This is a genomic window from Kribbella flavida DSM 17836, from assembly GCF_000024345.1.
In the GTDB taxonomy this organism is placed as follows: Bacteria; Actinomycetota; Actinomycetes; order Propionibacteriales; family Kribbellaceae; genus Kribbella; species Kribbella flavida.
In genome coordinates this window covers 2,762,231-2,789,217 of record NC_013729.1, presented here as the reverse complement: position 1 = coordinate 2,789,217, position 26,987 = coordinate 2,762,231, and the positions used below count along the sequence as shown (strand labels likewise).

The following is a 26,987-nucleotide window of genomic DNA, read 5'->3' as shown; positions in this document are numbered from 1 at the left end:
TCCAGTTCGCCCGAAGGAGCCGAAGCCGTGGCGCCAGTTCCTTCGGACGTCGGCTACAGGCGGGGGTCGACGGGCTCGGACTCCAGGGCGAGCACGGCGAACACGCACTCGTGCACGCGCCAGAGTGGTTCGCCGCGGGCGGCGCGCTCGAGCGACTCCAGGCCGAGGGCGTACTCGCGCAGGGCGAGCGAGCGTTTGTGGCCGAGGTTGCGGTGGCGCAGCCGGTCGAAGTTCTCCGGGTCGGTGTAGTCGGGGCCGTAGATGATCCGCAGGTACTCCTGGCCCCGGACCTTGAGCCCGGGTTGGGCCAGGCCCTTCGCCGTGCGGACCAGGTTCGCCGCCGGCTTGACCACCATGCCTTCACCGCCCGCGCCGGTCAGCTCCTCCCACCAGCTGATCCCCTGCTGCCACGAGTCCGCGTCGACGAACAGCCGGCGGGTCTGCGTGATCAGCGACGGTCCGGCGGCGACCAGCCGGTCGGCGATGCCGAGGTGCCAGGCGTGCGGCCGGTCGTGGTACGTCGCGCCCTCCGACGCCAGCACCTGGAACGGAGCCACCCGTACGCCGTCCAGCCCGTCCGTCGGCCAGCAGTACCGGCGATAGGCGTCGCTGAACCGCGCCGCGTTCGCCGTCCGCCGCTTGGTCCGGTCCAGCAGATCGCCGACGTCCAGTCCGGCCGCCAGCGCCGAATCCAGCGCGGACGTTGCCACTGGCAACGAAGAACGCGCGGCGGCGCCGACGGCGGCGTACTGGTTGCGCAGCAGGTCGCCGGCCTTCGCGCTCCACGGCAGCAGCTCGGCGTCCAGCAGCAGCCAGGAGGTGTCCAGCTCGTCGAACAGTCCCGCGGCGGCGGCGACCTCGCGCAGCCGGAGCAGCAGCTCGTCGGTCAGGTCCGGGCCGAAGAACGACCGGCCGGTCCGGGTGTGGACCGCGCCCCGGCCGGCCAGACCGAAGCGCAACTCCCCGACGTCGTCGTCCCGGGTGAGCAGCACGACCGCGCGGGAGCCCATGTGCTTCTCCTCGCACACCAGCTCGGTCACGCCCTGCGCCTGGTACGCCTCGAACGCCTGCCGCGGGTGCTCCAGCAGTCCCGGCTCGGGCGACGTCGCGACCGGGCTCATCGTCGGCGGCAGGTAGAGCAGGAAGCGCGGGTCGATCGCGAAGCGGCTCATCACCTCCAGCGCGGCCCCGGCCTGCTCGGCGCGCACGCTCAGCCGGCCGTGGGTCGCGGTCTCGATCACCCGGCGACCGGTGACGTCGGTGATGTCGAGAACGTCGGGCTCGCGGGCCGGGGCACTCGCGACGTGCAGCGGTTTGGCGGGCGCGTAGTACTGCTCGGCGGCCTGGACGGAGACCAGCTCGCGCTCGGGGTAGCGCAGCGCGGTGAGCGAGCCGCCGAAGACGCAGCCGGTGTCGAGACAGATCGTGTTGTTGATCCACTCCGGCTCCGGCGTCGGGGTGTGGCCGTAGACGACCATCGCGCGACCGCGGTAGTCCTGCGCCCAGGGATACCGCACCGGCAGGCCGAACTCGTCGGTCTCGCCGGTCGTCTCGCCGTACAGGCAGAACGAGCGCACCCGGCCGGACGCCCGCCCGTGCATCCGCTCGACCAGCCCCGCGTGCGAGACGACCAGCTTGCCGCCGTCGAACACGTAGTGCGAGATCAGCCCGTCGATGAAGCTCTCCACCTGCGCACGGAACTCAGCCGGCTCGGCGGCGAGCTGCTCCAGCGACTCCTCCAGCCCGTGACTCAGCTTCACGTTCTTGCCCCGCAGCGCCCGCAGCAGCTTGTCCTCGTGGTTGCCCGGCACGCAAAAGGCATTGCCTGAGGCAACCATTCCCATGGCCAGCCGCAGCACCCCGGGAGTGTCCGGGCCGCGATCGACCAGGTCACCCACGAAGACCACCCGCCGCGCGCCCTCGTCGTACCGGGCGTCGACGGCGCGGCCCTGGGCGTCGCGCACGAGGGTGTAGCCGAGATCGGTGAGCAGCTGCTCGAGTTCGGCGCGGCACCCGTGGATGTCGCCGATGACGTCGAACGGGCCGGTCTGGTCGGTCAGGTCGTTGAACAGCTTGGTCCGCTCGATCCGGACCGCGTCGATCTGCTCGACCGTCGACAGCACGTGCACACCGCGGAAGCCCTCGCGCTTGAGGCTCTTCAGCCCCCGGCGCAGCTGCGAACGCTGCCGCACGACCACTTTGGCACCGAACTGCCGGTCCGCCCGCTGCTCGTTGCGCTCGACGCAGACCCGCTCCGGCGGATCCAGCACGATCGCGACCGGCAGCACGTCGTGCTCGCGAGCCAGCGCGATCAGCTCGCGGCGCGCCTCGGGCTGCACGTTGGTCGCGTCGATCACGGTCAGCCGGCCGGCCGCGAGGCGTGTGGCGGCGATGAAGTGCAGCACCGCGAAGGCGTCCTTGGTGGCCGCCTGGTCGTTCTCGTCGTCGGCGACCAGGCCACGGCAGAAGTCGCTGGAGATCACCTCGGTCCCGCGGAAGTGCGTGCGCGCGAACGTCGACTTGCCCGACCCGCTGGCGCCGACCAGCACGACGAGGCTGAGCGCGGGGATCTCGATCGTGCTCATCGGACGGCCTCCTGGCGGCGGAACAGGGCGAGCTGGGTCGGCGGCCCGACCTCAGGATCCTCCGGGCCGACCGGGCGGAACGTCACGGCGTACCTGTAGGTGGCGGCGACCTTCTCGGCCCAGGCGCGGAACTCCGCGCGGGTCCACTCGAACCGGTGGTCGGGGTGCCGGAACTGCCCGGCCGGCAGGCTCTCGAAGCGCACGTTGTACTCCGCGTTCGGCGTCGTCACCACCACGGCACCCGGCCGGGCCGCGCCGAAGACCGCCTGGGCCAGCGCCGGCAGCCGCGGCGGGTCGACGTGCTCGACCACCTCCATCAGCACCGCCGCGTCCACCCCGGCCAGCCGCTCGTCGGCGTACGTCACCGACGACTGGAACAGCCGCAGCCGCTCGCGCTGCCGGTCGGACATCTCCCGCACGTGCAAACGCCGCTCCAGCTGATCCAGCGCCCGCGCCGACACGTCGGTCGCCAGCACCTGGTCGATCCCGCCGTCCTTCAGCAGCTCCGCGACCAGAGCGCCTTCCCCGCAGCCCACGTCGGCGACCCGCCGAGCGCCGACCTCCCGCACCACGTCCAGGACGACCCGCCGCCGCTCGACCGCCAGCGAAACGCCGCCCGGTGCCGGCGTCACGGGGACGTCGTCGCCGGCTTCGCCGGCCGGATCCTCCGGCAGCTCTTGCCCGTCGACCTCGGTGAGACGGTCGAGGGCGGCGTCGGTCAGCGAGCGGCTGTGAGCCAGGTAGCGGCGGGTGATGAGGTCCTTGGCCGGGTGGGCACCCAGCCAGCCGTCGCCGGCCCGCACGAGCTTGTCGACCTCGTCGGGGCCGACCCAGTAGTGCTTCGCGTCGTCCAGCACGGGGAGCAGCACGTAGAGGTGGTTCAGCGCGTCCGCCAGCCGCAGCTCGCCGTGCAGGTGAAGGTCGACGTAGCGGGAGTCACCCCACTCCGGGATCTCCGGGTCGAGCGGAATCGGCCGGGCGTCGACCGACCAGCCGAGCGGTGCGAAGAAGCGTTCCGCCAGCTCCGGTCCCCCGCGGCACGGCAGCGCGGGCACGTGGACGTCGAGCGCGATCCGGCGCGCCGCCAGTTCGGGACGCGCGTCGCACCGCCCGTTCATCGCGGTCCGGAACAGCTTGCCGAGCGCGACCGCCAGCAGGCTGGACGCGGCGTACGGGCGGTCGTTGACGTACTGCCCGAGCGTGAATCCCTCCGCCGCCCGGCCCTTGCCGGAGCGGACCAGCGCGATCGGGTCCACCTCCAGGAGCACCGCGGCCGTGCACCGCGCCTCGGTCGCCTCCGGGTACAGCACGTACGCCGTACCGCCGGTGACGCTCAGCGACTGCGGCCGGGCCGGGTTCTTGTGCAGCAGGAAGCCGAACTCGGACGCCGGGGCGCCGAGACCGGCCGAGGTGGTGCCGAGGCTCAGGAACACCCCGGTATTCGACCACGCGGACCGGCTCGCCGCCCGCTATTTGTCCTCAGCAACGACCGCGCGAGTTTGTCAGGAGCAGGCCGGGTGTCCCGCCGCCGGCCGGACAAACCCGCCGGGCCGGACTTTTCAGCTGCCGGGCAGGCCCTGATCGATTGCTGAGACACGCGCGGGCACCTCTGGCGCTTCCGGCGGGTTTGGTTCTAGCTTGTTGAACAGAAGATGTGTCGCTACGGACCGTTCTTCCCCGCTGACAGTCGGTACTTGTCCCCGGTTTGTGGCGAGTCGCTCATCCGTGCCGAGTTCCGGGAAAGGACCATGGCAACAGCTCCCTCAGGCTCACCGGCCACCGCGACCGCGGAGGTTCGCCGGTGAAGCCGCAGACCTTCGACCTCGTTCGCTTCACCGACGTCAGCGGCGTCTCCGGCACCGGGGTGGTGGCCGAGGGCTGCGTGTTCACCGACGGCTCCGTGGCGCTGCGCTGGCACGGCAGCAACCCCTCGACCGCCGTCTGGCCGGACCTCGACTCGATCCTCGCCGTGCACGGCCACTGCGGCGCGACCGTGGTCCGCTGGCACGACGTGTCCGAGATGGAACCGGTGCCCGGCACCGACCTGCTGCCCGGCGAGGTGAGCCACATCCTCGCCACCGGTCGGCACACCCACGCTCCGGTGGTCGCGACCGCCTAGCGCCTGTCTCGTCAGCGCCACCTAGGCGGCGATCCCGGTCAGGGCGAAAAACTCCTGGCGGGACGCCGGGTTCTCGCGCAGTGCGCCGTGCACGGCCGAGGTGACCGTCGTCGAGCCGGTCGCCCGGACGCCGCGCAACGACATGCACTGGTGCTCGGCCTCGATCACCACGCCGACGCCCTTCGGCGCCAGCTGGAGCTGCAGCCAGTCGGCGACCTGCTTGGTCAGCCGCTCCTGGACCTGCAGGTCGCGGGCGAACAGCTCGACCACACGAGCCAGTTTGGACAGCCCGAGGATCCGCGCACCCGGCAGGTAGCCGACGTGCGCGACGCCCTGGAACGGCAGCATGTGGTGCTCGCACAGCGACTGGACCGGGATGTCGCGGGCCAGCACCAGCTCGTCGTACCCCTCGTCGTTCGGGAAGGTGGTCAGGTCGAACTCCCGCGGCGTCAGCATCTCGGCGTACGCGTTCGCGACCCGGCGGGGGGTCTCGGCGAGGTGCGCGGAGTGCGGGTCCCGGCCGAGCGCGACCAGCAGGTCCGCGACGGCCCGTTCGGCCGCGGCCAGGTCGATCGCCGGACGCCCTCCCACCACGTGCAGGGTCGCCGGCGTGGCGGTCTCAACGAGCTCGGTCCGGATCGTGGTCATACGCCCCTCCTGGTGATCGACGACGCTCAGCTTACTGTTTCGTCAACGAAAGTTGGAGATAGAATCATCCCGTGGACCGCCCGTCGAACCTGCAGGCGAAGCTCCAGGCGGTCGCCGCCCTGGACGAACCGACCCGGCGCCGGCTGTACGAGCACGTCGGGGCGGCGGACGTGCCGGTCAGCCGCGACGATGCGGCCGCGGCGCTGGCGATCCCCCGGACGACCGCCGCGTTCCACCTGGACAAGCTGGCGACCGAAGGCCTGCTCACGGTCGTGCACGAACGCCGTACCGGTCGGCAGGGCCCGGGCGCGGGGCGCCCGGCCAAGCTCTACCGCCGCTCCGACGCCGAGATCGAGCTCTCGCTGCCCGAGCGCCGGTACGCCGTCGCGGGGCAACTGCTGGCGGCGGCCGTCGAAGACGCCGAGCAGTCGGGCGGTTCGCCCGGGCAGGCGCTGGAACGGCGCGCCCACGCGTACGGCGCCTCGCTGGCGCGGCCGGACGAGCCGTTGACCGAGATCCTCGACCGTCAGGGGTTCGAGCCGCGCAGCGACGGACCGGCGGTCACCTTCGCGAACTGCCCGTTCCACGCGCTCGTCCAGCGGCACACCAAGCTGATCTGCACGATGAACCTGCGCCTGGTCGAAGGCCTGCTCGAAGCGCGCGGCGAACCCGCCCTGCAGGCCACGCTGCGACCGACACCCGGCCACTGCTGCGTCCGGCTGGAACCACGCGAAACCGCCGAAAAGCTCTAAGCTCGGAAGCGTGGCCAAGACGAAGCAAGCCGGGCAGGGCACGCCTGCGACCGTCACCCTGACCAAGGCCGGGGTGCCGTTCACCACGCACGCCTACGAGCACGACCCGGCGGCGAAGTCCTACGGGCTGGAGGCGGCCGACGCGCTCGGGCTCGCCCCGGAGCAGGTGTTCAAGACGCTGCTGGTGGAGGTCGACGGCAAGCTCGCGGTCGGCGTCGTGCCGGTGGACCGGCAGCTCGACCTGAAGGCCGTGGCCGCGGCGCTCGACGGCAAGAAGGCGGTGATGGCCGACCCGGCCGCGGCCGAGCGCACCACCGGGTACGTCGTCGGCGGGATCAGCCCGATCGGCCAGAAGCGCGCGCTGCCGACCGTCGTCGACGCCGGCGCCACCGAGCACGCCATCGTCTACGTCTCCGGCGGCCGCCGCGGCCTCGACCTCGGCCTGGCGCCCACCGACCTGATCGCCGTCACCTCCGCCCGCACCGCGCCGATCGCCCGCTGACGAGCTGAGGAGCTGAGGAGCTGCCGGTATGGATGACGACCCGAACATCGAGACCAGGCCGTCTCTGCGCGGCTTCCTCGAACTGTACGCCGCCGGCTTCGTCGAGCGCGAGGAGATGCTGTCCGCGGTCGCCTCCTGGCCGTTCGAGGACGAGCAGTCCGACCCGGAACCGGAGGACCAGGACAACACGCTCGCCGTCGTGTCCGCCGCCCGCATCCTCGGCCAGCTCACCCGCGAGGACATCGAAGAAATCCAGCGCCGCCTCGAAGGCCCCATCGCCTGATCACGCCGCTGGGTGCCCCCGCGAGCGGGCGTGCCGGCTGACAGCTCCGCGAGGGCTGAGCACGCGAGCAAGCTCGCCGAAAGAGCATGGGCCGCACGCTCCCCGCCAGTTCAGCGCCCGCTACGCCTCCCCCAGCACCCGCGCTGTTTCCCGCAGGCCGTTGGGCCTGCGGGAAACGGTGGGCTCAGCCGGTGACGCTCGGGCGGCCGGTTTCGGCGTGGCCGGTGTGGCGGCGGCGGTAGGTGGGGTCTTCGGCGACGGTGGCTTCGACGTCGTACCAGCCCTGGTCGGTGGGCCAGGTGAGCGTGCGGGTCTGCCGGCCGCGCACGTCCTGGGTGATGGTCCGGCTGCCGTAGCCCTTCGAGCGGAGCTTGACCGTCAGCGGCTTGCTGCCGTGGTTCTCCAGCTCGATTCGCAGCACCCCACCCAGACCGTCCACCCGGACGTCGAGCCCGGCCGCGGCCCCGTCGGTCGAGCCGGCCAGCTCGACCCAGAACCGGTTCGGCCCCTGCACCGCCAGCTCGTACGGCCCGTCCACCTCCACCGGGACCACCTCGGCGTCCCGGACGTCGAAGTGCCCCGGCGCCGGCAGCTCCCCGCCGTACGGGTAGACCGCGAAGTGCGCGGCTTCCTTGCCCTCGTTGGCCAGCCGCAGCCGAAGGATGCCGTCAGCAACAGCCCCGGAAGCGACCGGCTGGTACGGCAGCCCGCGGGCCGGGCGGCGCCCCGGCTCCTGCACCGGCAGCGCCTGCTCGGCCGGCGGGGTCGGCTTCCACCGGTCGACCGGCGCCGGCACCGTGCCCGGCCGATCCACCGACGGCTGCCGGTACGCCCGGTGGAAGTCGAACGCCGAGGTCAGGTCGCCACAGGCGGTCCGCCGCCACTTGCTGATGTTCGGCTCGCGCACTCCGCTCCAGGTCTCCAGGAACCGCAGCACCGAGGTGTGGTCGAAGACCTGCGAGTTGACGTGCCCGCCGATCGTCCACGGCGACACCACCGTCATCGGCACCCGCGGCCCGAGTCCGATCGGCCGGCCGTCGTACCAGTCGTCGCCGTTGCCGGCGGCCGGCCGCGGCGCGACCGGCGGCGGCACGTGGTCGAAGTACCCGTCGTTCTCGTCGAAGTTGATCAGCAGCACGGTCTTCGACCAGACCTCGGGGTCCTCGGCGATCGCGTCGAGCAGGTCGTAGACCAGGTTCGCGCTGCCGACCGGCGTGGACGTGCTCGGGTGCTCGGAGTCGATCGCCGACGGCACCAGCCAGCTCACCTGCGGCAGCCGCCCGGCCTTGATGTCCGCGCGCAGCCGCGGCACCAGCGTCTCCGGCTCGGACCGGTACATCGCCTGCCGGAACAGCTTCTGGTCCCACTTCGGCAGCTTCGCGACCGCCGCGTCGAGCTGCCTCAGCGCCAGCGCCCGCTGCTCCGGCGTCTTGGCGAACAGCTTGTCGTAGAACTCCTCGGTGGTCCGGTAACCACCCGGCACGTTCGCCAGGATCCGCTGCCCGATGTCCTTGAACGTGCGGAAGTACTCGACCGCGTTGTCGGTGAAGTTGTCCCACTCCTGATAGATCTGCCAGGACACCCCGGCCTGCTCCAGCCGCTCCGGGTACGCCGTCCAGTCGTAGCCGGCGTGGTCGTAGGAGTACGCCGCGTTGGTGACCGCGCGCTGCGTCGTCCCCGGCTCGTAGCCGGTGGTGCCGGACCACAGGTAGTTGCGGTTCGGGTTGGTCGAGCCGTTGACCGAGCAGTGGTAGGCGTCGCAGATCGTGAAGGTCTCGGCCAGCTCGTACTGCAGCGGGATGTCGCGGCGCTCGTAGTGCGTCATCGCCGCGGCGGTCTTGGCCGCCACCCAGTCGTCGTTCCAGCCGTTGCCCCAGGCCTGGGTGGCGTCGGTGAAGCCGTGCGCCAGCGCGGCCAGGTACTGGATGTCGCCGGGGTCGCGGCCCTCGGCGGCGGCCGCCTTCCGGATCGAGAACGGCAGCACCTCCCCGCCCCCGGGCTTCGGCTGCTGGAACACCGACCGGCCGTCACGCAGCCGCAGCGGCCGGCGGTCGCCGAACCCCCGGACCCCGCGCAGGGTGCCGAAGTAGTGATCGAAGGAACGATTCTCCTGCATCAGCACGATCACGTGCTCGACGGCCTTCAGGCCACCCTTGCGGGGCGGCCGTGCCATGGCGGTGTGCAGCGACGGCGGCAGCAGCGAGAGCGCTGCGCCACCGGCCGCGGAACCCAGGACGAGACGGCGGGAGATCTCAGTCATGCTCGCAGGCTAGAGCAAGCAGATCTCCCCGGGTGAACACCTCGGAACAGCTCGGTGAAGAAAAGCCGGCCGCCGTACGCCGAAATCGCCGGCGACCGCGTGCACCACGACGACGGACGACAGGAAAACGCTCGACCGCAACACCCGGCCGAGCGTTTGCCCGAAATGCCGGCCGCGATCGGCCGGAATTGCTGGTCAGCCGATGTTCGCGCAGACCACGGTCGGCCGGACGATCAGGTCGACCGTGCCGTTGTTGAAGCCTTCGACCAGCCAGGCGTTCGGCTTGAGCGAGCCGGCCTTGTCACCGGCGATCGGCTCGTACACCTCCTTGCCGTCCTTGATCTGGGTGGCGGCGGAGCTGACGATCTGGAGGTTCTTGATCGAGGCGACCGCCTCGTCGCCGCGCTGGTACCCGCCGCCGAGCGCGGTCTTGCCGTCGGCGCACCGGACCCAGGCGCGCTGCAGCTTGGCGCCGTTGTCACCCTCGAACTTCACGGTCGAGTTGGCCCCCTGGCCGGGGTTGTCCGCCAGTTGCGTCGCGCCCGGGTACGGGCTGTCCGACTCCAGGCCCGTGATGCCCGGCTTGCTGATCTTCGCCTTGAGGTCGGCGTCCAGGCCCTTCATGTGCACGCTGCCGTCGTAGACGGTGGTGAACCACTGAACCATGCCCGGGCCGAGGTTGTCGCCGTAGACGCTGCCCTTGCCGAGGTGCCAGTTGGTCACCGAGCCCTGGGAGTTCGGGATCGACGTGGTCGCGTCCCGCGCGCCCGGCGACTCCGCCGCACCGGCCGACGCCGCCATCGCAATTGCGCCGCCCCCGACGAGTGCCAGTGCCGCCATGCCCGCTACTGCTTTTCTGGTGATACGCAAGATCTTTCCCCTCCGGAATCGCCCGACGTCGTTGCCGGGCAACTCCCGCAGTACACCACATTCTCCAGGCGATAGTTAATGCTGACAAATTCGTTGATCATTCGGGAAACACCGATGGTGCGTTCGGGCAATATCCGTCTTTTGCTCGATGCCCGAAACGGCGGAAAAGTTGCGACGTTACGGCGGGCAGCCCGGTCAGCCCGCCTGACGCCTCGCCAGGGCGGCGGCGCGCAGGTCCTCGAGAACCCGCACGGTGGTGTCCCAGCCGAGGCAGGCGTCCGTCACCGACTGGCCGTAGGTGAGCTCCCGGGTCGGGTCGAGGTCCTGGCGGCCCTCGACCAGGAACGACTCCAGCATCACGCCGACGATCGCCTGGTTGCCGGCCGCCACCTGGGCGCCGATCTCGGCCGCGACCTGCGGCTGGCGGCGGTGGTCCTTGCGGGAGTTGCCGTGGCTCGCGTCGACGACCACCCGCTCGGCCAGGCCGGCGTTGCGCAGCAGTTCCTGCGCGCCGGCGACGGACTGCGCGTCGTAGTTCGGCCCGGCGTCGGAGCCGCGCAGGACCAGGTGGCAGTCCGGGTTGCCGCGGGTGTGCAGGATCGCCGGGGTGCCGTCGTGCGCGATGCCGGTGAACACGTGCGGCACGGCGGCCGCCTTGATCGCGTCGACCGCCGTGGCGATGCTGCCGTCGGGCCGGTTCTTCATCCCGATCGGCATCGACAGGCCGGACGACAACTGGCGGTGCACCTGCGACTCGACCGTGCGGGCGCCGATCGCGCCCCAGCCGACGGTGTCCGAGATGTACTGCGGGGTGATCGGGTCGAGGAACTCGCACCCCACCGGCAGGCCCTCGCCAAGCACTTCGAGCAGCAGCTTGCGGGCGATCCGCAGGCCGGAGTTCACGTCGCCGGAACCGTCCAGGCCCGGGTCGTTGATCAGGCCCTTCCAGCCGAGGGTGGAACGCGGCTTCTCGAAGTACACCCGCATCACCACGAGCAGCCCGTCGGACAGCCGCTCGGCGACCGGGCGCAGCCGTTCGGCGTACTCCAGCGCGGCGTCGGCGTCGTGCACCGAGCACGGGCCGACGACGACCAGCAGCCGGTCGTCGGCACCGTTCAGCACGTCGGCGACGGCGTCCCGGCCGGTCACCACGACCTCGGCCAGGTCGTCGGTCAGCGGCAGCTCGTCGTGCAGCGCCTGCGGGGTGAGCAGCGGGACGGTCTTCTCGATCCGCCGGTCGACGACCGGACCTGTCTGCTGGGCCGGTGCGTGCGGGAGGGTGTTCGTCACGGGGAACCTTTCCGCCGGCACAGAACCCGAGGACAGCGCCGGCTGACATGAGAAAAGGCAAGGACGGATGTCCTTGCCTCGAGCCGGCTCTGGGTACTACGTCGGGGCGTCAGCGATCGGCTGAGTCACCCGGCACCAGGGCCGGCCACTCAAAAATCGCCAATAGCTGCGCTTCACACCACGCAGCGTAGCACCCTCGCCCCACCCCACCCGAAATCCGTGCCGCCGGACCGGGTCACATCGACGCCGCCGATCACTGGGCGGGCGGGCAGCGGCTGCCCGCACTCACGCTCAGCACCTTCCGGGCAGTGCCGTGGAACGGCCCGTACTACGCCAGGCTCGGCTTCCGCGACCTGTCCGAGCAGGAGTTCACGCCCGGCCTGCTGGCGATCCGGGCAGGCGAGACGAAGCTGGGGCTGGATCCGGCCGCGCGGGTGTTCCTGCGGCGCGGTCGCCAGTAACCGCGACGGGTCGTGCGTCGTTGAGGGTCGCAACTACTGGTCGAGGTCTTCAAAGGGGTCGAAGCACGGTGGCAGGTCCGCTCGGGGGTCAGGTTCCACTTCGTCACCATCCGGCCGGGTCGCGGCGGTGAGGCCGCGGATGTTCGAGCTGGTGCGCCACCGGGACCTGAGCGGCGTCTCGGGCACCGGCGTGGTCGCCGAGGGCTGCGTGTTCACCGACGGGTCGGTCGCGTTGCGGTGGCGAGGCAACAACCCGGCGACGGCGGTCTGGCCGGACATCGACTCGGTGCTCGCGGTGCACGGCCACCAGGGCGCCACAGAGGTCCACTGGCTCGAGGCGGACTCCAGCACCCCGGACGAGCCGGGGGACGGCAGGCCGGAGACCGAGCAGGAGACGCGGTCGGCGCTGGACGAGCTCGACCACCTGTTCGGCGTCCAGCACGCGGTCCGGCCGCCGGGCGCGATCGCGGACCCGGGCTTTCCCGGCGCGCACACCCGCGGCTGGGCCGGCGCACGCCATCTCCGCTGACCGCGGGACCAGGGACCGACAACGGATGGGAGCACGGGCCATGACGACACCGCGGACGGACCGGCGGGATGCTGCCTGGTCAGGCAGAACAGGCTCGTGATCCAGATCTACCTGGTGCGGCACGGCGCACCGGACTACGCACCGGTGGACAGCCGCGGCTGGCCCGGCACAGCCGCCGACTCGGCTCCGCTGAGCCCCGACGGCGTCAAGCAGGCCGAGGAACTGGCCGACCTGCTCGGCGGGATCGGCGCGACGTACCTGGTCAGTTCGCCGTACACGCGGGCGCTGCACAGTGCGGCGATCATCGGCCACCGGCTGGCGCTCGGCGTGAAGGTGGATTACGACCTGCGCGACTGGCTCCCGGACAGCACCGGGCTGTGGCGCGGCGTCGCCGCCGTCCGGGCCGCGCAGGCCGAGCTGGACGAGTACGGCGGCGAGTGGCCGGAGGGCATTCCCCGGTCCTGGGAGCCGCTGTCCCGGGTCCGGGAGCGGGCCCGCGCGGCACTGGCCCGGCACACCGCGAGCACGGACGGCCCGGTGCTCGCGATCACCCACGCGATGGTCGTCCGGGCGCTGACCGGCGAGCAGAACGTGCCGCACGGCGCCCACGAGTACTACCGCTACGACCCCGCCGACGACGACTGACCGTCGACGCACCGTGCCGCGGCCCGGAGTTACGATCGCGGCGATGACGGGTGACGTGGGACTGAGCAGAATTCTGCTGGTGATCTCGGCCGGTGGCATCGCCGGTTCGCTGGCACGGTACGGGCTGGCGGAGGCGGTTCCGCACGGCACGGGAGGTTTCCCGTGGGCGACCTTCGCGACCAACATGCTCGGGTGCTGCGCGATCGGGGTCCTGCTCGCGCGGCTGCGGCCGAACTCGCACCCGTTGCTGCGGCCCTTTCTCGGCACCGGCGTGCTGGGCGGTTTCACCACGTTCTCGACCTTCGCGGTCGAGACCGAGAGGCTGCTGCCGGACCACGCGACGACCGCCCTGGTGTACTTCTTCGGCACTCTGGCGGCCGCCCTGGTCGCGACGTGGATCGGCGACCGGGTGGCGAGCCGGTGAACCTGCTGCTGGTCGCCGCGGGCGCCGCCGTCGGAGCACCGCTGCGCTACCTGACCGACCGCTACGTCGTCACCCGCGTCTTGCGCGGCGCGAAGCCGTTGCCCTGGGGCACGTTGACCGTGAACGTGGTCGGCAGCTTCGTGCTCGGTCTGCTCACCGGCGTCACCGACCACGCCGTCGTACTGCTGGTCGGCGTCGGGTTCTGCGGCGCCTTCACGACGTACAGCACCTTCGCCGCCGAGACCGTCCAACTGGCCCGCTCCGGCGATCACCGGATCGCGGCCCTGAACGCCGCGCTCAACCTCGGACTCGGCCTGACCGCCGCCCTGCTCGGCGCGGCCCTGACCTAGCCGCCCTCGTCGCCGCAGCCGTCGCCCGGTCCGGCGCCGTGCTCAGCCCGCCGGCCGAACCGCCCGGATCAGCGCCTCCACCGCGTCCGCGAGCGAGTTGACCCAGCCGTCCGGCTTGCCGCCTCCCTGCCAGCCCGGTCCCCCGACCACCAGCGAGTACGCCGGCCGGGTGCGGGCCAACGTCCGCAGGCCGGCCCGGTCCGCCGTCTCGGGCGCGCTCGACCAGACGAACACCGCGGCCGGCCGGATCAGCCGCACGGCGTTCGACAGCGAGGTGACCGGGGTCGCGGCACCCAGCGTCCGGATCCGTACGCCGCGCTCGGCCAGCGCCGCCGCCAGGGCCAGCAGCGGCAGGGCGTGGTTCTCCCGCTCCAGGCAGGCCAGGACGACGGGCCGCTCCGTCTCGTTCGGCCGGTTCCGCTGGATCGTGCGCCGGGTGTGGTAACGCAGCCCGCCGGCGACCGCCTCCGACGCGAGGTGCTCGATCTCGACGCAGGCGCCGGTGCGCTCCCACTGGTCGCCGACGTCGACCAGCAGCGGCACCAGCCGGCTGGTCCAGGCCTCGACGGCGCCGTACCGGTCGAGGGAGCGCGCGACCTCGTGGGTGAGCCGCTCGGCGTCCATCGCGTTCGCTAGCGCGAACAGGTCGACCTGCGTGCTCGGCGGCGTCCGGCGGGCTCGCGAGGGCGGCGCGGCTCCTGACGCGGCAGCTTTCGCCGGCCCGTGAGCGGCGGACGTGGCCGATGTCACAAGCTGTGACGATCCGGCGTAGCTCCGGTCGCGCACCTCCGACGCCGCCTCGGCCGTCGGCACGCCCTGGTCGACCAGCCGCATCATCGCGCGCAGGCGGGCCAGATCCTCGCCGTTGTAGCGCCGGTGACCGCCTGCGCTGCGGGCGCTCGGGCTCAGTCCGTACCGGCGTTCCCAGCTGCGCAGGGTCGGTGCCGCGATGCCCAGACGGCGGGCAGCGGCTCCGACGGTGAGGGTCTCGGACTCGGGCGGCACGGCCTTCATCATGCCCGTTTCAGGCCCTGGAACGCCGGAAATCGCCACGAGCCGATAACGAATGGACCGAACTTCGAGACGGCAAGGGTTGAACTACGCATGAGTTGAGCATAGTTTTCACCGAGCGCCCGTCCGCGCTCACGGTGAGTCAAGGAGGTTGCCATGTCGAGAGGGATGCCTCGCCTACCCCGCCCGCTCATGGATCTGTGGGACTGGCAGTCGCAAGCCGCTTGCCGCGACGTCAACCCGGAGCTGTTCTTCTCCCCCGAATCGGAGCGTGGCGTTCGCAAACGCGCTCGCGAGATGGTGGCCAAGTCGCTCTGCGGAACCTGCCCGGTCCAGCCCGAGTGCCGCCAGCACGCGCTGTCGGTCGGAGAGCCGTACGGCGTCTGGGGTGGGACCACGGAATCCGAGCGGGACAACGTCGTACTCGCCGAGCACAGGAAGTCCGCCTGACGGCCGCCGGGTGAGGTACCACCCCGACCCTTCCGGGTCCGGCTCCGGCCGGGCCCGGACCCGACCCCGGCACCCGTCCGGAGGTTGACCCCACACCCCGCCCGACCGGCCGGTGAGCACGCCTGCGAACCGGCCGGCGAGCAGCCCGCCGGACCGGCCGGTGAGCTCAGGCCTTGCCCTCGTCGGGCTCGGTCGGCGTCTGCTTGCCGGAGTCCTTGGGCTCGTCCGGCGCGGGCTCCGAATCGCCGGCCGGCGGCTCCGAGGTCTTGTCCTCGGGCTTGCCGGGCGGTGGATTCTCCGGCGCGGCCGGGCCACCCACCCGCGGATCACGGAAGCGCTCGAGCGAGGCCAGGAAGTCCGGGTCGTCGTCGGGCGCGACCGGGCGCGCCGGGGACGACGCCTGGCGGACCGGGCGTTGCGGGCGGCCGGCGTTCCGCGCCATCAGCAGCCAGGTGATCGGCCCGGCGAAGGGCACGAACACGATCAGGACGAGCCACACCAGCTTGGGCAGGTACGGCACGTCCTCGTTCCGCGTCTGGATGCAGGAGAAGAGCGCGTAGACGGTCAGCACCAGGCTGATCAGAAACGGCAGGTATCGGACCACGCTCCAACAGTACGGCGCGGTTCACAACGCGTGCGCCGGACGGCGCGGCCCGAATGCTTTCGGCTCGGTGACGTCCGCGCCTCCACCGTCAGGTCGCGCGGGTGAGACCGCGGGCGCGCAGGACCGAGTTCTCCAGTGGGCGGAAGACCAGCAGTTCGATGCCGACGCCGACCACGAAGATCAGCAGGATGCCGGCGAACACCATCGAGATGTCCGACAGCGACATGCCGTTGTGCAGGAACTGACCGAGCCCTTCACCCAGGTCCGGTGAGGTCGCGATCAGCTCCGCCGCCATCAGCGACCGCCAGGAGAACGCCCAGCCCTGCTTGAGTCCGCCGAGAAAGCCCGGCAGCGCGGCCGGCAGCAGGATGTAGCGGATCCCGCCCCAGCGCCCGGCACCGAGCGCCTTGCCGACCCGCGGCAGGATCGGCGGCACCTGGTCCAGACCGGAGACCAGGCCGTTGGCGATCGACGGCACGGCTCCGAGCAGCACGACCCAGTAGATGGCCCGGTCGTTCAGCCCGAACCACAGGATCGCGGCCGGCACCCACGCCACCGAAGGCAGGCTCTGCAGGCCGGACACCAGCGGACCGATGCCCCGGCGTACGACGGTGATGTTCGCGATCGCCAGCCCCAGCGGCACCGCGATGAGCAGCGAGATCGCGAACCCGATCACCGCGCGGTGCACTGAGACCCAGAACAGCGACAGGATCTCGCCGGTGCTGACCAGCTGCCAGATCTGCGCCCACACGTCGGCGGGCGCCGGCAGCTTGAACTCGGGCCAGAACGCGGCCGCCCACAGCGCCTGCCAGACGGCGATCAGCAGCACGATCGCACCGACCGGCGGCAGCACCCGCCCGGCGATCCGGCGGCCCAGGCCGTTCTGGTGGTCGGTGACCGGGGTGTCCAGCGCGTCCAGCCCGGCCTCCACCGAGCCGGCGTACTGCTGCTCGGGCCGGTCCTGCAGACCGGTGCGTTCAGGCTGCGGCATGACGACTGATCACCTCGCGCAGCGCACCGTTGATCTCGTCGACCGCCGTCGCCTCCGGCGTACCGGTGAGGCCGTCGACGTCCCACTCCCGCACCACCCGGCCCGGCCGGGACGACAGCAGGACGACGCGCTGCCCGAGCCGGACCGCCTCGCGGACGTCGTGGGTGACGAACAGGATCGCGGTGCCGGTGGCCCGCCAGATCCGCAGCAGCTCACCCTGCAGCACGTCCCGCGTGATCGCGTCGAGCGCGGAGAACGGCTCGTCCATCAGCAGCAGCGACGGCTTGCCCGCGCCCGTCCCGGTGTGGTCGGTGGTGGACGCGAGCGCACGGGCGAGCGCGACCCGCTGGCGCATCCCGCCCGACAGCTCGTGCGGCCGCTTGTCGCCCAGCCCCTTCAGTCGCACCAGCTCCAGCAGCTCGGCCGCCTTGGCCCGGCGCTGCGCCTTCGGTACGCCGGCCATCCGCAGCGGCAGCTCGACGTTGCCGGCGGCCGTCAGCCACGGCATCAGCGCGGCCTCCTGGAACACCACCGCCGGACGGGACGAGTTGACCTCGATCCGCCCGCTGCTGGGCCGGTCCAGCCCAGCGACCAGGTTGAGCAGCGTGGTCTTGCCGCAGCCGGACGCGCCGAGCAGGCAGACGAACTCACCGGCCGCCACCTCGAGGTCCACCTGGTCCAGCGCGACCACGGCCTTCGGGCCCTGGCCGAACGCCTTGCCCACCTGGTGGAACCGCACCGGCTGCACGCCGGTACTCATGGTCTGCCGGTCCTCGATCGTCGCGGTCATCATCTGCCTCCTGGGTGCGGAACCTGTGGCCTGCCTGCGACTCCCTGGGCGGGGAGCGAACTGCGCGGTGCGGGTGCGGTGCGGTGCGGAGCGGGTGCGGGGCCTGGGCGCGATGCGGCGCGCCGGGCCTGCGGAGCGGGGTGCGGGTTACTTCTTGTCCAGGCCGGCGGCGTCGACGGCCGGCTTGCCTGCCTTGCTCAGGACGTCGTTGAGCGGGCCGAGGTCGGCGAAGCCGGAGACGTCCGGCGCCTCCTTGGCGATCGCCGCGGTGACCTGGTCCTTGGCCAGCTGCGGGAACTGCGCGGCCACCGGGTCGGCGGTGATCTCGATCTTGCCGAAGGCCCGGTCGATCACCGCCGGCTTCAGCGCCTTGCCGGTGAGCTCCTTGAGCTGGTCGTTCACCACGGTCTTGGCCGCGGCCTTGTCGGCGTTGCTGAAGTCGATCGCCGCGACCAGGCCGGCCAGCAGCTGCCGGACGCTCTCCGGGTGCTCCTGCAGGAACTGGGTGCGGACGATCAGCACCGTGGTCGGGAACTTGCCGTCCGGCCACAGCTCGGCCTCGTCCAGCAGGACCTTGGCGCCGGCGTCCAGGACCAGCCGGGACGACCAGGGCTCGGGCAGCCAGGCGGCGTCCACGTCGCCCTTCTGGAACGCGTCCAGGGTGGCCGCGTTCTCCAGGTTGGTCACTTTGACCTTGCCGGTCAGGTTCTTCTCGGCCAGCCACTTCTTCAGCGACACGTCCTGGGTGTTGCCGAGCTGCGGGGTGACGACGGTCTTGCCGGCCAGGTCCTCAGGCTTGCTGATGGTCGGCCGGACCACCAGCTGGGCGCCGCCGGAGGTCGCTCCGGCGACCAGGCGGACCGCTTCGCCGTTGGACTTGGCGTAGGCGTTGATGGCCGGGCCGGACCCGATGAACGACGCGTCGAGCGAGCCGCCGAGCAGCGCGCCGACCGCCTCGGGTCCGGCGTTGAACTTGGTCGGCACCAGCTTGGTAGTGCCGAGCTCCTTGCCGAACAGACCGTTGCCGAGCCCGACCAGGGCGGCCGCGTGGGTGACGTTGGGGAAGTAGCCGAGCCGCAGCTCGGTGGCCGGGCCCTTGTCGGTTGCCGCCACCGAGGACTCGTCCCGGTCGGCGCGCGAGCAGCCGGCCGTGACGGCGACCAGGGACAGCACGGCGGCCGAGGCGGCCAGCAGGCGGGTGGGACGGGCGAAGCGGAAACGGCTGATGCTCACAGGAGACCTTCGTCGGTGCAGGCGACGGGCGTCGCGGGCGGACTTGCGGGCTGAGGCTGCAGGGCGACAGCGGGCGAGGAAGTGCGCCGAAGGTCAACAGGTCGCGGAGGCGACGCGGAGCAGGTCGACGTGCCGACGGCGGGTGAGCGCGTCGGCTGGCCGGTTGGCGGTGACCTGCATCCCCCTATGAAAGCGGACAAAGTCCATCAACGGGCTCTGGTTTCAGCATACGAGACGACTAATCGTCATCCGAGACACTTCCGGCGCCTTTCCCTGCCGCACACCGGGAACTTGTTCAAAAGTTGTGCATCCGGAAGACTTCAGAGCTGAGTGGCCGGCACCCTCGCGGTTGTCGGGTCGATGTCGCCGGGGCGGCCGCTGCGTGCCTGCCCGGGTCGGAGGTGATCGGGTCATCGCCGGTGAGGCGAGCCTCCGGGCCGGCAGGCACGCGTACAGCTGTCCGAATGCGGTCAGCGGTGTTGCCCGCGGCAGCCGCGGTTACGTACGGTCCTGCGGGATGTGCCGTCGTCCGTGAGGAGCCCCGCCCGTATGGCCGAACCCGTTGCCCCGGACGGCTGGACCTCCGGCGGACCGCTCGCCGTGGCGAAGCTCACGGCCGAGTACGCCGAGGAACCGCACGGCACCGACGAGGTGCGGCCGCGGCTGGCCTGGATCGCGACCGCGCCCGGGTACGGCGCCACCCAGTCGGCGTACCAGGTGCTCGTCGCCAGCCAGCCGGAGCTGCTGTCGCCCGAGCAGGCCGACGTCTGGGACTCCGGCCAGGTCGGGTCGGACGCCGTTCAGGTCGCGTACGACGGGCCTGCGCTCGCGGCCCGGACGCGCTACCACTGGGCCGTGCGGTTGTGGGACGGGCAAGGCCGGGCCGGCCGGTGGAGCCGGCCGAGCTGGTTCGAGACCGCGCTGCTGGACGAGGGCTTCGGCGCCGCGCGGTGGATCGGCGCGTCGACCGAGGCCGCTCCCCTGCTGCGGCGACCTTTCGAGCTCACCGGTCCGGTCAGGCGGGCGCGGCTCTACGCGAGCGGCCTCGCGTACGCCGTACTGCGGGTCAACGGGCAGCAGGTCGGCGACGCCGTGCTCGATCCGGGCTTCACCAACTACGACCGGACCGTGCTCTACGTGACGCACGACGTGACGGAGCTGCTGCAGGCCGGGGAGAACGTGCTGGGCGCGGAGCTCGGCCGCGGATTCTTCGGCATGACCACGCCGAACGTCTGGCGTTGGCACCAGGCGCCGTGGACGGGTGATCCCCGGCTGCTGGCGCGGCTCGTGATCGACCACGAGGACGGCACGACGACCGAGCTGGTCTCGGACGGGTCGTGGCGGGTGACGAGCGGCCCGACCGTCTCGGACTCCCTGTACGCCGGCGAGAGGTACGACGCCCGGCTCGCGCAGCCCGGGTGGGACGCGCCCGGCTTCGACGACGCCGCGTGGTCGCCGGCCGTCGAGCTGACGGCGCCGCAGGGCACGCTGCGGGCCCAGGCGCACGAGCCGATCCGCGTGGTCGAGGAGGTCGCGCCCGTCGCGATCAGCAGTCCGCGGGCCGGCGTCCAGGTGATCGACTTCGGCCGCACCACGGCCGGCTGGGCGAAGCTGCGCGTCGAAGCCCCGGCCGGGAGCCGCTTCACCCTGGTCTACGGCGAGACCCTGACGGCCGACGGTCAGGTCGAGGCGACCAACCGGCACGTCGATGGAGACCGCTTCCAGCAGGACGAGTACGTTGCCGCCGGCCACGAGATCGAGCAGTGGGAGCCGCGCTTCTCGTACAAGGGTTTCCGCTACCTGCAGGTCACCGGGGACGCCGAGGCCGAGGTGGTGCTGAAGGTCGTGCACTCCGACGTGCGCGCCGCTTCGCGGTTCGATTCCGACGTCGAGGTCTACAGCTGGCTGGAGCAGGCGATGCGCCGGACGGTGCTCAACAACCTGCACGGCATTCCCACCGACACCCCGATCTTCGAGAAGAACGGGTGGACGGGTGACGCCCAGGTCGGCGCACCGACGATGGCCTCGCTGGTCGACCTGGCCCGCTTCTTCACCAAGTGGCTGGACGACCTGCGCGACAGCCAGCTTCCCGACGGCCGGCTGCCGGTGATCGTGCCGTCCGCCGGCTGGGGGTACGCCGAGCTCGCGCCGGCCACCGAGTGGTCGACGGTCTACCCGTTCCTGCTTCGCGAGATGCACCGCTGGTACGGCGACACCCGCGTGCTCGCAGACCACTGGGACGCCGTGCTGCGCTACCTGGACTGGGAGCTGGAGCGGGTCGAGGACGGCCTGTCGATCAGTGTGCTCGGTGACTGGCTGCCACCGGGCTACCCGGACGGCCCGCCGCCGGAGGACTCGCGGCTCACCGCCACGGCGTACCTGCACCGGGCGGTGACGGCCGTGGTCGAGATCGGCGAACTGATCGGCGAGACCAGTGAGCTGGAGCGGCTGCGGAAGGCTGCGGCCGAGCTGGCCGACGGGCTGAACCGCGAGTTCCTCGACCGCGAGGCGGGGCTCTACCGGACCGCCGCCGACCCCGACTACCGGCAGACCTCGAACGCCGTCCCGCTCGCGTTCGGTCTGGTGCCCGAGGACCAGGTCCCCCGCGTCGTCGCCAACTTGGTCGCCGACGTGCAGGCCCGCGACTTCCACCTGAACACCGGTTGCCTGGGCGTCGGTGTCTTGCTGCCGGTGCTGACGCAGTACGGGCACGCGGACGTCGCGGCGAAGCTCGCCCAGCAGCGGACGTACCCGAGCTGGGGCTACTGGCTCGAGGAGGGCGCGGACACGTTGTGGGAGATGTGGGAGGCCGACACCAGGTCGCGCAACCACTACTTCCACGGCACGGTCGTGCAGTGGCTGCTGGAGAGCGTCGCCGGCCTGCGCAACGTCGGCAACGGCTGGCAGCGGATCGTCGTCCGGCCGGACGCCCGCACCGGCAGCACGTCGGCCGCGCTGCGGACCGACACCGTCCGCGGGCGGGTCGCGGCGTCCTGGCGACTGGTCGGACGGGTGCTGCAGCTCGAGGTCCAGGTTCCGGTCGGCTGCGTCGCGGAGGTGCACGTGCCGTCGGAGGCCGCGGCCGACGTCACCGCCGTCCCCAGCCCGTACGCCGGGGAGCCGACCCGGTCCGACGGCTACACCGTCTACACCGTGCCGTCGGGCCAGTGGCACTTCACCAGCCGGACGGCGTGACGCTCAGGCCCTGGTGAACAGCAGGTCGCGGCAGTCGCGGCCCTCGGCGTGTGCCCGCGACTCGAACTTCGTCAGCGGTCGCCACGAAGGCCGCGGCGCCCATCGCTCGTACTGGTTGGTGAGCAGCGGCTCGGCCGAGCAGACGGCGAGCATCTGGTCGGCGTAGTCGGCCCAGTCGGTGGCCAGGTGCAACGTCCCGCCCGGGCGCAGGCGCGAGGCGACCAGACCGACGAACGGGCCGGTCACCAGACGCCGCTTGTGGTGCCGCTTCTTCTGCCACGGGTCCGGGAAGAAGATCCGGACGCCGTCCAGCGAACCCGGCGTGACGTGGTCGCGCAGGAAGTCGAGCGCGTCGCCGTGCAGCAGCCGCACGTTGGTCAGCTCGTGCTTCTCGACCGCGAGCATCAGCTGCCCGAGCCCGGCCGGGTAGACCTCCGCGGCCAGGTGGTTGACCTCCGGCGCAGCCTGCGCGAGCTGCGCGGTCGCCTCTCCCATGCCCGAGCCGATCTCCAGCACCACCGGCGCCGATCGGCCGAACCAGGCGGCCAGGTCGAGCTCACCGGGCGGCAGCTCCGCCAGCTTGCGGCCGAGCTCGGGCCAGCGTGTCTCCCAGACCCGCTGCTGCCCGACCGTCATCCGCACGCTGCGGCGGACGTGGCTGAACACGCCCGGCTGCCGCACCTGATCCACCGTTTCCACCGGTACAACTTACAGGCCACCGAACCGGCCCCAGCCGCCCGGCGGACACCAGCATCGGCGCCGGTCAGGCACTGCAGCGGTACTCGTGCAAGGTCGGGTCGACGCGTAGCCGCGCGAGTGCCCGGCTGGTCTGGCTCTTGATCGTGCCGACTGCGCAGCCGACGGCCTCGGCGGTCTCGGCCTCGCTCAGCTCCCCCAAATACCGCAGCACGACGACCATCCGCATCCGGCCGGGCAATCGACCGAGCGCCGCGACCAGGACCTCGTCGCGCTCGATCCTGGCGTAGTGGTCGACGAGCGCCGGCCGGATCGGCAGGTGCTCGGTCGGGTACTCCTGCTTGCCCTTCTTGACCCGCCACCAGGCCCGGTAGGTGTTCACCATCACCTTCCGGACGTAGGCGAGCGGGTCCTCGGCGCGGATGGCGTCCCAGTTCCCCCAGCACTTGGCCAGAGAGGTCTGGACCAGGTCCTCGGCCTGGCCACGGTCCCGCGTCAGTCCGTAGGCGGTGCCCAGCAACGCGCCGTACCGCCGCACCACGAACTCGGTGAAGTCCGCGGCGCTGTCCCCCGGCAGCTCCGTCATCTCCGATCGCCCCCAGCGTCGCCCTCAGAGCTCCAGGGTCGCCCACGGACCTTTCACGACGCTTTCACCGGCCTCGCGGTCGGCCCTAGTCGCCCCAGAAGAGGTGGTCCACGACATTGCGGGCGCGGCGGGTCCGGCGCAGGTACTCGTCGGAGAAGCGGCTCGTCTCCCCCGCCGGGAAGCCGCAGATCTGCGCCACCGCGGCCAGGTCCCGGGGGTTGCGCGGCAGCGAGTCGCCCGGCCGGGCCCTCACCAACATGATCGCGTTCCGAATCCGGGTCGCCAGTTGCCACGCGTCCCGCAGGACGTCGGCCTCTCGGCGCTCGACCAGTCCGGCATCGACGGCCGCCCGCAGCGCCCCGAGGGTACGGGTGGTCCGCAGTCCCTCCACCCGGTGCGCCTCCCGCAGCTGCAGCAGCTGCACGGTCCACTCGATGTCGGCCAGGCCGCCGCGGCCGAGCTTGGTGTGCGTCGCCGGGTCGGCCCCGCGCGGCAGTCGCTCGGCGTCGACCCGCGCCTTGATCCGGCGGATCTCCGTCACGTCCCGCTCGGCGACGCCGCCGGCCGGGTAGCGCAGTGGGTCGATCAGGTCCCGGAACGCGCCGCACAGCTCGGCATCACCGCACAGCGGATCGGCGCGGAGCAACGCCTGCGCCTCCCACACCGCCGACCAGCGCGCGTAGTACGCGGCGTACGACGAGAGCGTGCGGACCAGCGGCCCCTGCCGGCCCTCGGGCCGCAGATCGGCGTCGACGGCAACGGCCGGGTCCGCGCCGGGCAGGGCGAGCAGCCGCCGCAGCTCGGTCGCGGCCTGGGTGGCGAAGTCGGTGGCGGCCTTCTCCGACGCGCCCGGCACCGGGTCGTGCACGAACATCACGTCCGCGTCGCTGCCGTAGCTCAGCTCGTGGCCGCCGAACCGGCCCATCGCCACGATCGCCATCCGGGTCGGCTGCTCGCCGCCCTTCGCGACCGTGCGCCGGGCCACCTCGAGCGCACTGGTCAGCGTCGCGACCGAGATCGTGGTCAGCGCCTCGCCGACCGCCTCGACGTCGAGCAGCGACGACAGGTCCGCGGCCGCGACCCGGAACAGCTCACGCCGGCGGGCCGCCCGGATCGCCGCGACCGCGGCTTCGGGCTGCTCCTGCCGGCGGGCCGCCGCGGACATCTCCGCCTGCAGCGCCTCCAGGCCGCGCGGCACGAGCTCGCGCTCGTCGGCCAGCATCGCCGTCGCCTCGGGTGCGCGCTGCAGCAGGTCGACGGCGTACCGGCCGCTGGCGAGCAGGTGGGCGAGCCGCTCGGCGGAGGCGCCTTCGTCGCGGAGCTGGCGCAGGTACCACGGGGTGGAGCCGAGCGAGTCGGAGATGGTCCGGAAGGCGAGCAGTCCCGCGTCCGGGTCGGGCGACTCGGCGAACCAGCCGAGCATCGCCGGCAGCAGCGCGCGCTGGATCGACGACCGCCGCGACACTCCCTCGGACAGGGCCTCGATGTGCCGCAGCGCCGACGCCGGATCGGCGTACCCGAGCGCGGTGAGCCGTTGCTTCGCCGCCTCCGGGGTGAGCCGCACCTCCTCGCCCGGGATCCGGGCGACCGCGGCCAGCAGCGGCCGGTAGAACAGCTTCTCGTGCAGCCGCCGGACCTCGAGCGCGTGCTTCTTCCACGCCGCGGTCAGGTCGGCCACCGGGTTCTTGGTGAAGCCGAGCGACCGGCCGAGCCGGCGCAGGTCGTCCTCCTGCTCGGGCACCTGGTGCGTACGCCGGAGCCGGTACAGCTGGATCCGGTGCTCCATCGATCGGAGGAACCGGTACGCGTCCGCCAGGGTCGCCCCGTCGGTCCGGCCCACGTAGCCCGAGGTGGTCAGCTGCTCCAGCGCGACCAGCGTCGTCCCGCTGCGCACCTTGTCGTCGCTGCGGCCGTGCACGAGCTGCAGCAGCTGGACGGCGAACTCCACGTCCCGCAAGCCGCCTGGCCCGAGCTTCAGCTGGCGGTCCGCGTCGGCCGCCGGAATGTGGTCGACCACCCGGCGGCGCATCGCCTGGACGTCGTCGACGAAGCCTTCGCGGTCGGCGGCCGACCAGACCAGCCGGCCGGTCTGCTCGACGTACGCCTGACCGAGCTGGGCATCGCCCGCGACCGGCCGGGCCTTGAGCAGCGCCTGGAACTCCCAGGTCTTCGCCCAGCGCTGGTAGTACGCCAGATGACTGTCGAGGGTGCGGACGAGCGGGCCGGACTTGCCCTCCGGACGCAGCGCGGCGTCGACCGGCCAGAGCGTGCCCTCGGGGGTGTGGGCCGAGCAGATCCTCATCACCGCGGCTGCCAGCTGGGTGGCGGTCTTCAGCGCGGGCGCTTCGGGCTCGTTCTCCAGCGGCTCGGCGACGAACAGCACGTCGACGTCACTGACGTAGTTCAGTTCGCGGCCGCCGCACTTGCCCATGGCAATCACCGCGAGCCGGCAGTCGGCGGCCTCCGGGTGCTGACCGAAGTAGTCGTCGCGGGCGATCCGCAGCGCCGTCTCCAGCGCGCCACCGGCCAGGTCGGCCAGCACGGTCGCCACCTCGTCCACCGGCAGGCCTTCGGCCAGGTCCCGGGCGGCGAGCCGGAGCAGGAGCCGGCGGTACTCGACCCGCAGCGCGTCGACCGGGTTCTCCGCGTCGAAAGCGGTGGCCAGCCTGGCTGCCACGTCGTCCGGGCCCGGGTTGGTCCCGGCCAGCGCGGGGTCGGCCAGGTCGTACCAGTGCCGCGGGTGCACGCTCAGGTGCCGCCCCAATGCCTCACTGGCCCCCAGTACGCCGCACAACCGGCGGCGGAAGTCGCCGTCCATGTCCAGCGTCCGGGCGAACGCCGGCAGGTCGAACTCGTGCTGGTCCAGCGCCTCGACCAGCCCGAGCAGGCCGAGCAGGGCGAGGTCCGGGTCGGCGGACTCGGACAGCGAGGTGATCAGCTGGTCGGTCGCCATCGGCGTGTGCGCGTCCAGGGCGTCCAGCTGGTCGAGCATCTTCGCCGCCCGCCGCGGGTCCGCGAATCCCCGCCGGACCAGCTGCCCCTCGCTCGACACCTTCCGCGACTCCGCCACCCCCGCAGGCTACCGAGTACGCCGGGCACGGTCGCGCGGCAGGCACGTCGCGGCGGCGTCACGGGCCGATTGCGGTCAACACACGCGGTGGCCTGGCAAAAGCGGTCCGTGACCGGCATGATGGCTGGTCATGGTCATGATGACGGGGTCGCTCGCTGTTCGGGGCACGGTGGTCTGGTTGACGCCCCAGCAGGGCGGGCGAGTGTCCGGGCCGCCCGAGCCGGACTACGACTACGACTACACAGCCACCGCCTACCTGCCACCACGCACGGCCGAGGACGGCCAGGTCGGCATCGCGCTGCGCGGGTTCGCGCCCGGCGCCTGGCGAGCGGTTGCCGAAGGCATCCTCGTGCCCGGGCAGGGCCACCGCGCCCAGCAGGTGGTGCCCGGCTGCATCGTGGTGGTCACCGAAGGCGTCCGCCCGGTGGCCCTCTTCACGGTCGAAGAGGTCAGCGCGCTGGCCGCGGACGGCACGGCCGTGGCCGAGCCGCGGGCCGCCGACACCTCGATCACCGGCCTCACCGCCGACGCGCCCTACCGCCACTCCACGGCGGCCGCCCGCTGGACCACCCCGGAAACCGCCGCCGTCAGCTGAGCGTTACCCGACGACCCGGCGACCGATGAAGGCCGCCGGGTCGTCCGG

The 26,987-nt window shown here is 72.1% G+C and carries 27 protein-coding genes; 12 read left to right on the top strand and 15 right to left on the bottom strand.

The features are described 5' to 3' along the window. Positions 1-53: 53 nt before the first annotated feature. A complete protein-coding gene (locus KFLA_RS13100; RefSeq protein ID WP_012920273.1) occupies positions 54-2,585 on the bottom strand; it encodes a polynucleotide kinase-phosphatase in 2,532 nt (843 codons plus the stop codon). After that, positions 2,582-4,018, bottom strand: coding sequence for a 3' terminal RNA ribose 2'-O-methyltransferase Hen1 (locus tag KFLA_RS13095; RefSeq protein WP_012920272.1), 1,437 nt, complete (start codon positions 4,016-4,018; stop codon positions 2,582-2,584). The genes KFLA_RS13100 and KFLA_RS13095 overlap by 4 nt, the downstream gene beginning before the upstream one ends. 368 nt (positions 4,019-4,386) lie before the next feature. On the opposite strand from KFLA_RS13095, the gene KFLA_RS13090 reads away from it, so the two are divergent. Continuing rightward, on the top strand, positions 4,387-4,704 hold the full coding sequence (locus KFLA_RS13090; RefSeq protein WP_012920271.1) for a hypothetical protein: 318 nt from the start codon (positions 4,387-4,389) through the stop codon (positions 4,702-4,704). A gap of 21 nt (positions 4,705-4,725) precedes the next feature. On the opposite strand, the gene folE is transcribed toward KFLA_RS13090, so the two are convergent. Further along, entirely contained in the window at positions 4,726-5,352 is a 627-nt protein-coding gene (folE, locus tag KFLA_RS13085; protein ID WP_012920270.1) for a GTP cyclohydrolase I FolE, read from the bottom strand. A 71-nt stretch (positions 5,353-5,423) separates the two neighbouring features. On the opposite strand from folE, the gene KFLA_RS13080 reads away from it, so the two are divergent. Genes KFLA_RS13080 through KFLA_RS13070 form a run of 3 tightly spaced genes read left to right on the top strand, consistent with a single transcriptional unit; the run spans position 5,424 to position 6,889 of the window. Further along, positions 5,424-6,104 (top strand): helix-turn-helix transcriptional regulator, encoded by a 681-nt coding sequence (locus KFLA_RS13080; RefSeq protein ID WP_012920269.1) that lies wholly within the window; start codon positions 5,424-5,426, stop codon positions 6,102-6,104. A gap of 10 nt (positions 6,105-6,114) precedes the next feature. Further along, positions 6,115-6,606 (top strand): Cys-tRNA(Pro) deacylase, encoded by a 492-nt coding sequence (ybaK, locus tag KFLA_RS13075; protein WP_012920268.1) that lies wholly within the window; start codon positions 6,115-6,117, stop codon positions 6,604-6,606. A gap of 28 nt (positions 6,607-6,634) precedes the next feature. Next, positions 6,635-6,889 carry a hypothetical protein gene (locus KFLA_RS13070; RefSeq protein ID WP_012920267.1) on the top strand — a complete coding sequence of 85 codons (255 nt, stop codon included), beginning with the start codon at positions 6,635-6,637 and terminating at the stop codon, positions 6,887-6,889. A 184-nt stretch (positions 6,890-7,073) separates the two neighbouring features. On the opposite strand, the gene KFLA_RS13065 is transcribed toward KFLA_RS13070, so the two are convergent. The 3 genes from KFLA_RS13065 to KFLA_RS13055 all read right to left on the bottom strand — a co-directional run bounded on the left by KFLA_RS13065 (position 7,074) and on the right by KFLA_RS13055 (position 11,309). Further along, positions 7,074-9,149 (bottom strand): phosphocholine-specific phospholipase C, encoded by a 2,076-nt coding sequence (locus KFLA_RS13065; RefSeq protein ID WP_012920266.1) that lies wholly within the window; start codon positions 9,147-9,149, stop codon positions 7,074-7,076. A 195-nt stretch (positions 9,150-9,344) separates the two neighbouring features. Next, on the bottom strand, positions 9,345-9,989 hold the full coding sequence (locus KFLA_RS13060; protein ID WP_012920265.1) for a hypothetical protein: 645 nt from the start codon (positions 9,987-9,989) through the stop codon (positions 9,345-9,347). Between the two features lie 225 nt (positions 9,990-10,214). After that, entirely contained in the window at positions 10,215-11,309 is a 1,095-nt protein-coding gene (locus tag KFLA_RS13055) for a 3-deoxy-7-phosphoheptulonate synthase (protein WP_012920264.1), read from the bottom strand. A gap of 308 nt (positions 11,310-11,617) precedes the next feature. On the opposite strand from KFLA_RS13055, the gene KFLA_RS37930 reads away from it, so the two are divergent. From KFLA_RS37930 to crcB (KFLA_RS13030), 5 genes are all read left to right on the top strand, one after another. After that, on the top strand, positions 11,618-11,770 hold the full coding sequence (locus KFLA_RS37930; protein WP_158307279.1) for a hypothetical protein: 153 nt from the start codon (positions 11,618-11,620) through the stop codon (positions 11,768-11,770). Positions 11,771-11,909: 139 nt separating this feature from the next. Beyond that, on the top strand, positions 11,910-12,299 hold the full coding sequence (locus tag KFLA_RS35540; protein WP_237706791.1) for a hypothetical protein: 390 nt from the start codon (positions 11,910-11,912) through the stop codon (positions 12,297-12,299). Between the two features lie 96 nt (positions 12,300-12,395). Beyond that, positions 12,396-12,944: a histidine phosphatase family protein gene (locus KFLA_RS13040; protein ID WP_012920262.1), complete on the top strand. Its 549-nt coding sequence runs from the start codon at positions 12,396-12,398 to the stop codon at positions 12,942-12,944. Between the two features lie 43 nt (positions 12,945-12,987). Continuing rightward, positions 12,988-13,368 (top strand): fluoride efflux transporter CrcB, encoded by a 381-nt coding sequence (crcB, locus tag KFLA_RS13035; RefSeq protein ID WP_012920261.1) that lies wholly within the window; start codon positions 12,988-12,990, stop codon positions 13,366-13,368. Then, positions 13,365-13,718 (top strand): fluoride efflux transporter CrcB, encoded by a 354-nt coding sequence (gene crcB, locus KFLA_RS13030; RefSeq protein WP_012920260.1) that lies wholly within the window; start codon positions 13,365-13,367, stop codon positions 13,716-13,718. The genes crcB (KFLA_RS13035) and crcB (KFLA_RS13030) overlap by 4 nt, the downstream gene beginning before the upstream one ends. A gap of 42 nt (positions 13,719-13,760) precedes the next feature. Here the strand turns inward: crcB (KFLA_RS13030) and KFLA_RS13025 are convergent, their stop codons facing one another. Further along, positions 13,761-14,723 (bottom strand): MerR family transcriptional regulator, encoded by a 963-nt coding sequence (locus KFLA_RS13025; RefSeq protein ID WP_158307278.1) that lies wholly within the window; start codon positions 14,721-14,723, stop codon positions 13,761-13,763. A 198-nt stretch (positions 14,724-14,921) separates the two neighbouring features. On the opposite strand from KFLA_RS13025, the gene KFLA_RS13020 reads away from it, so the two are divergent. Further along, entirely contained in the window at positions 14,922-15,179 is a 258-nt protein-coding gene (locus KFLA_RS13020) for a WhiB family transcriptional regulator (protein WP_112247655.1), read from the top strand. A gap of 166 nt (positions 15,180-15,345) precedes the next feature. Here KFLA_RS13020 and KFLA_RS13015 read toward each other — a convergent pair whose 3' ends face one another. The 5 genes from KFLA_RS13015 to KFLA_RS39655 all read right to left on the bottom strand — a co-directional run bounded on the left by KFLA_RS13015 (position 15,346) and on the right by KFLA_RS39655 (position 18,977). Further along, positions 15,346-15,783, bottom strand: coding sequence for a PLD nuclease N-terminal domain-containing protein (locus KFLA_RS13015; RefSeq protein ID WP_012920257.1), 438 nt, complete (start codon positions 15,781-15,783; stop codon positions 15,346-15,348). A gap of 88 nt (positions 15,784-15,871) precedes the next feature. Next, positions 15,872-16,774, bottom strand: a complete 903-nt coding sequence (locus KFLA_RS13010; RefSeq protein WP_012920256.1) for an ABC transporter permease — start codon at positions 16,772-16,774, stop codon at positions 15,872-15,874. After that, a complete protein-coding gene (locus KFLA_RS13005) occupies positions 16,761-17,564 on the bottom strand; it encodes an ABC transporter ATP-binding protein (RefSeq protein ID WP_012920255.1) in 804 nt (267 codons plus the stop codon). Before KFLA_RS13005 ends, KFLA_RS13010 begins: the two co-directional genes overlap by 14 nt. 147 nt (positions 17,565-17,711) lie before the next feature. Beyond that, positions 17,712-18,797, bottom strand: a complete 1,086-nt coding sequence (locus KFLA_RS13000) for an ABC transporter substrate-binding protein (RefSeq protein ID WP_012920254.1) — start codon at positions 18,795-18,797, stop codon at positions 17,712-17,714. A gap of 93 nt (positions 18,798-18,890) precedes the next feature. After that, positions 18,891-18,977 (bottom strand): putative leader peptide, encoded by an 87-nt coding sequence (locus KFLA_RS39655; RefSeq protein ID WP_363818422.1) that lies wholly within the window; start codon positions 18,975-18,977, stop codon positions 18,891-18,893. 369 nt (positions 18,978-19,346) lie between these two features. Here KFLA_RS39655 and KFLA_RS12995 point away from each other — a divergent pair, with 369 nt between their 5' ends. Continuing rightward, positions 19,347-21,992: a family 78 glycoside hydrolase catalytic domain gene (locus KFLA_RS12995; protein ID WP_012920252.1), complete on the top strand. Its 2,646-nt coding sequence runs from the start codon at positions 19,347-19,349 to the stop codon at positions 21,990-21,992. Positions 21,993-21,995: 3 nt separating this feature from the next. Here the strand turns inward: KFLA_RS12995 and trmB are convergent, their stop codons facing one another. The 3 genes from trmB to KFLA_RS12980 form a co-directional block, all read right to left on the bottom strand. Beyond that, positions 21,996-22,691 (bottom strand): tRNA (guanosine(46)-N7)-methyltransferase TrmB, encoded by a 696-nt coding sequence (gene trmB, locus KFLA_RS12990; protein WP_012920251.1) that lies wholly within the window; start codon positions 22,689-22,691, stop codon positions 21,996-21,998. 64 nt (positions 22,692-22,755) lie between these two features. After that, positions 22,756-23,274 (bottom strand): SigE family RNA polymerase sigma factor, encoded by a 519-nt coding sequence (locus tag KFLA_RS12985; RefSeq protein ID WP_012920250.1) that lies wholly within the window; start codon positions 23,272-23,274, stop codon positions 22,756-22,758. An 85-nt stretch (positions 23,275-23,359) separates the two neighbouring features. After that, entirely contained in the window at positions 23,360-26,344 is a 2,985-nt protein-coding gene (locus KFLA_RS12980; protein ID WP_041289304.1) for a bifunctional [glutamine synthetase] adenylyltransferase/[glutamine synthetase]-adenylyl-L-tyrosine phosphorylase, read from the bottom strand. Positions 26,345-26,474: 130 nt separating this feature from the next. Between KFLA_RS12980 and KFLA_RS12975 the strand changes: the two genes are divergently transcribed. Continuing rightward, complete coding sequence (locus KFLA_RS12975) at positions 26,475-26,939, top strand: hypothetical protein (RefSeq protein ID WP_012920248.1); 465 nt, start codon at positions 26,475-26,477, stop codon at positions 26,937-26,939. Positions 26,940-26,987: the final 48 nt, after the last annotated feature.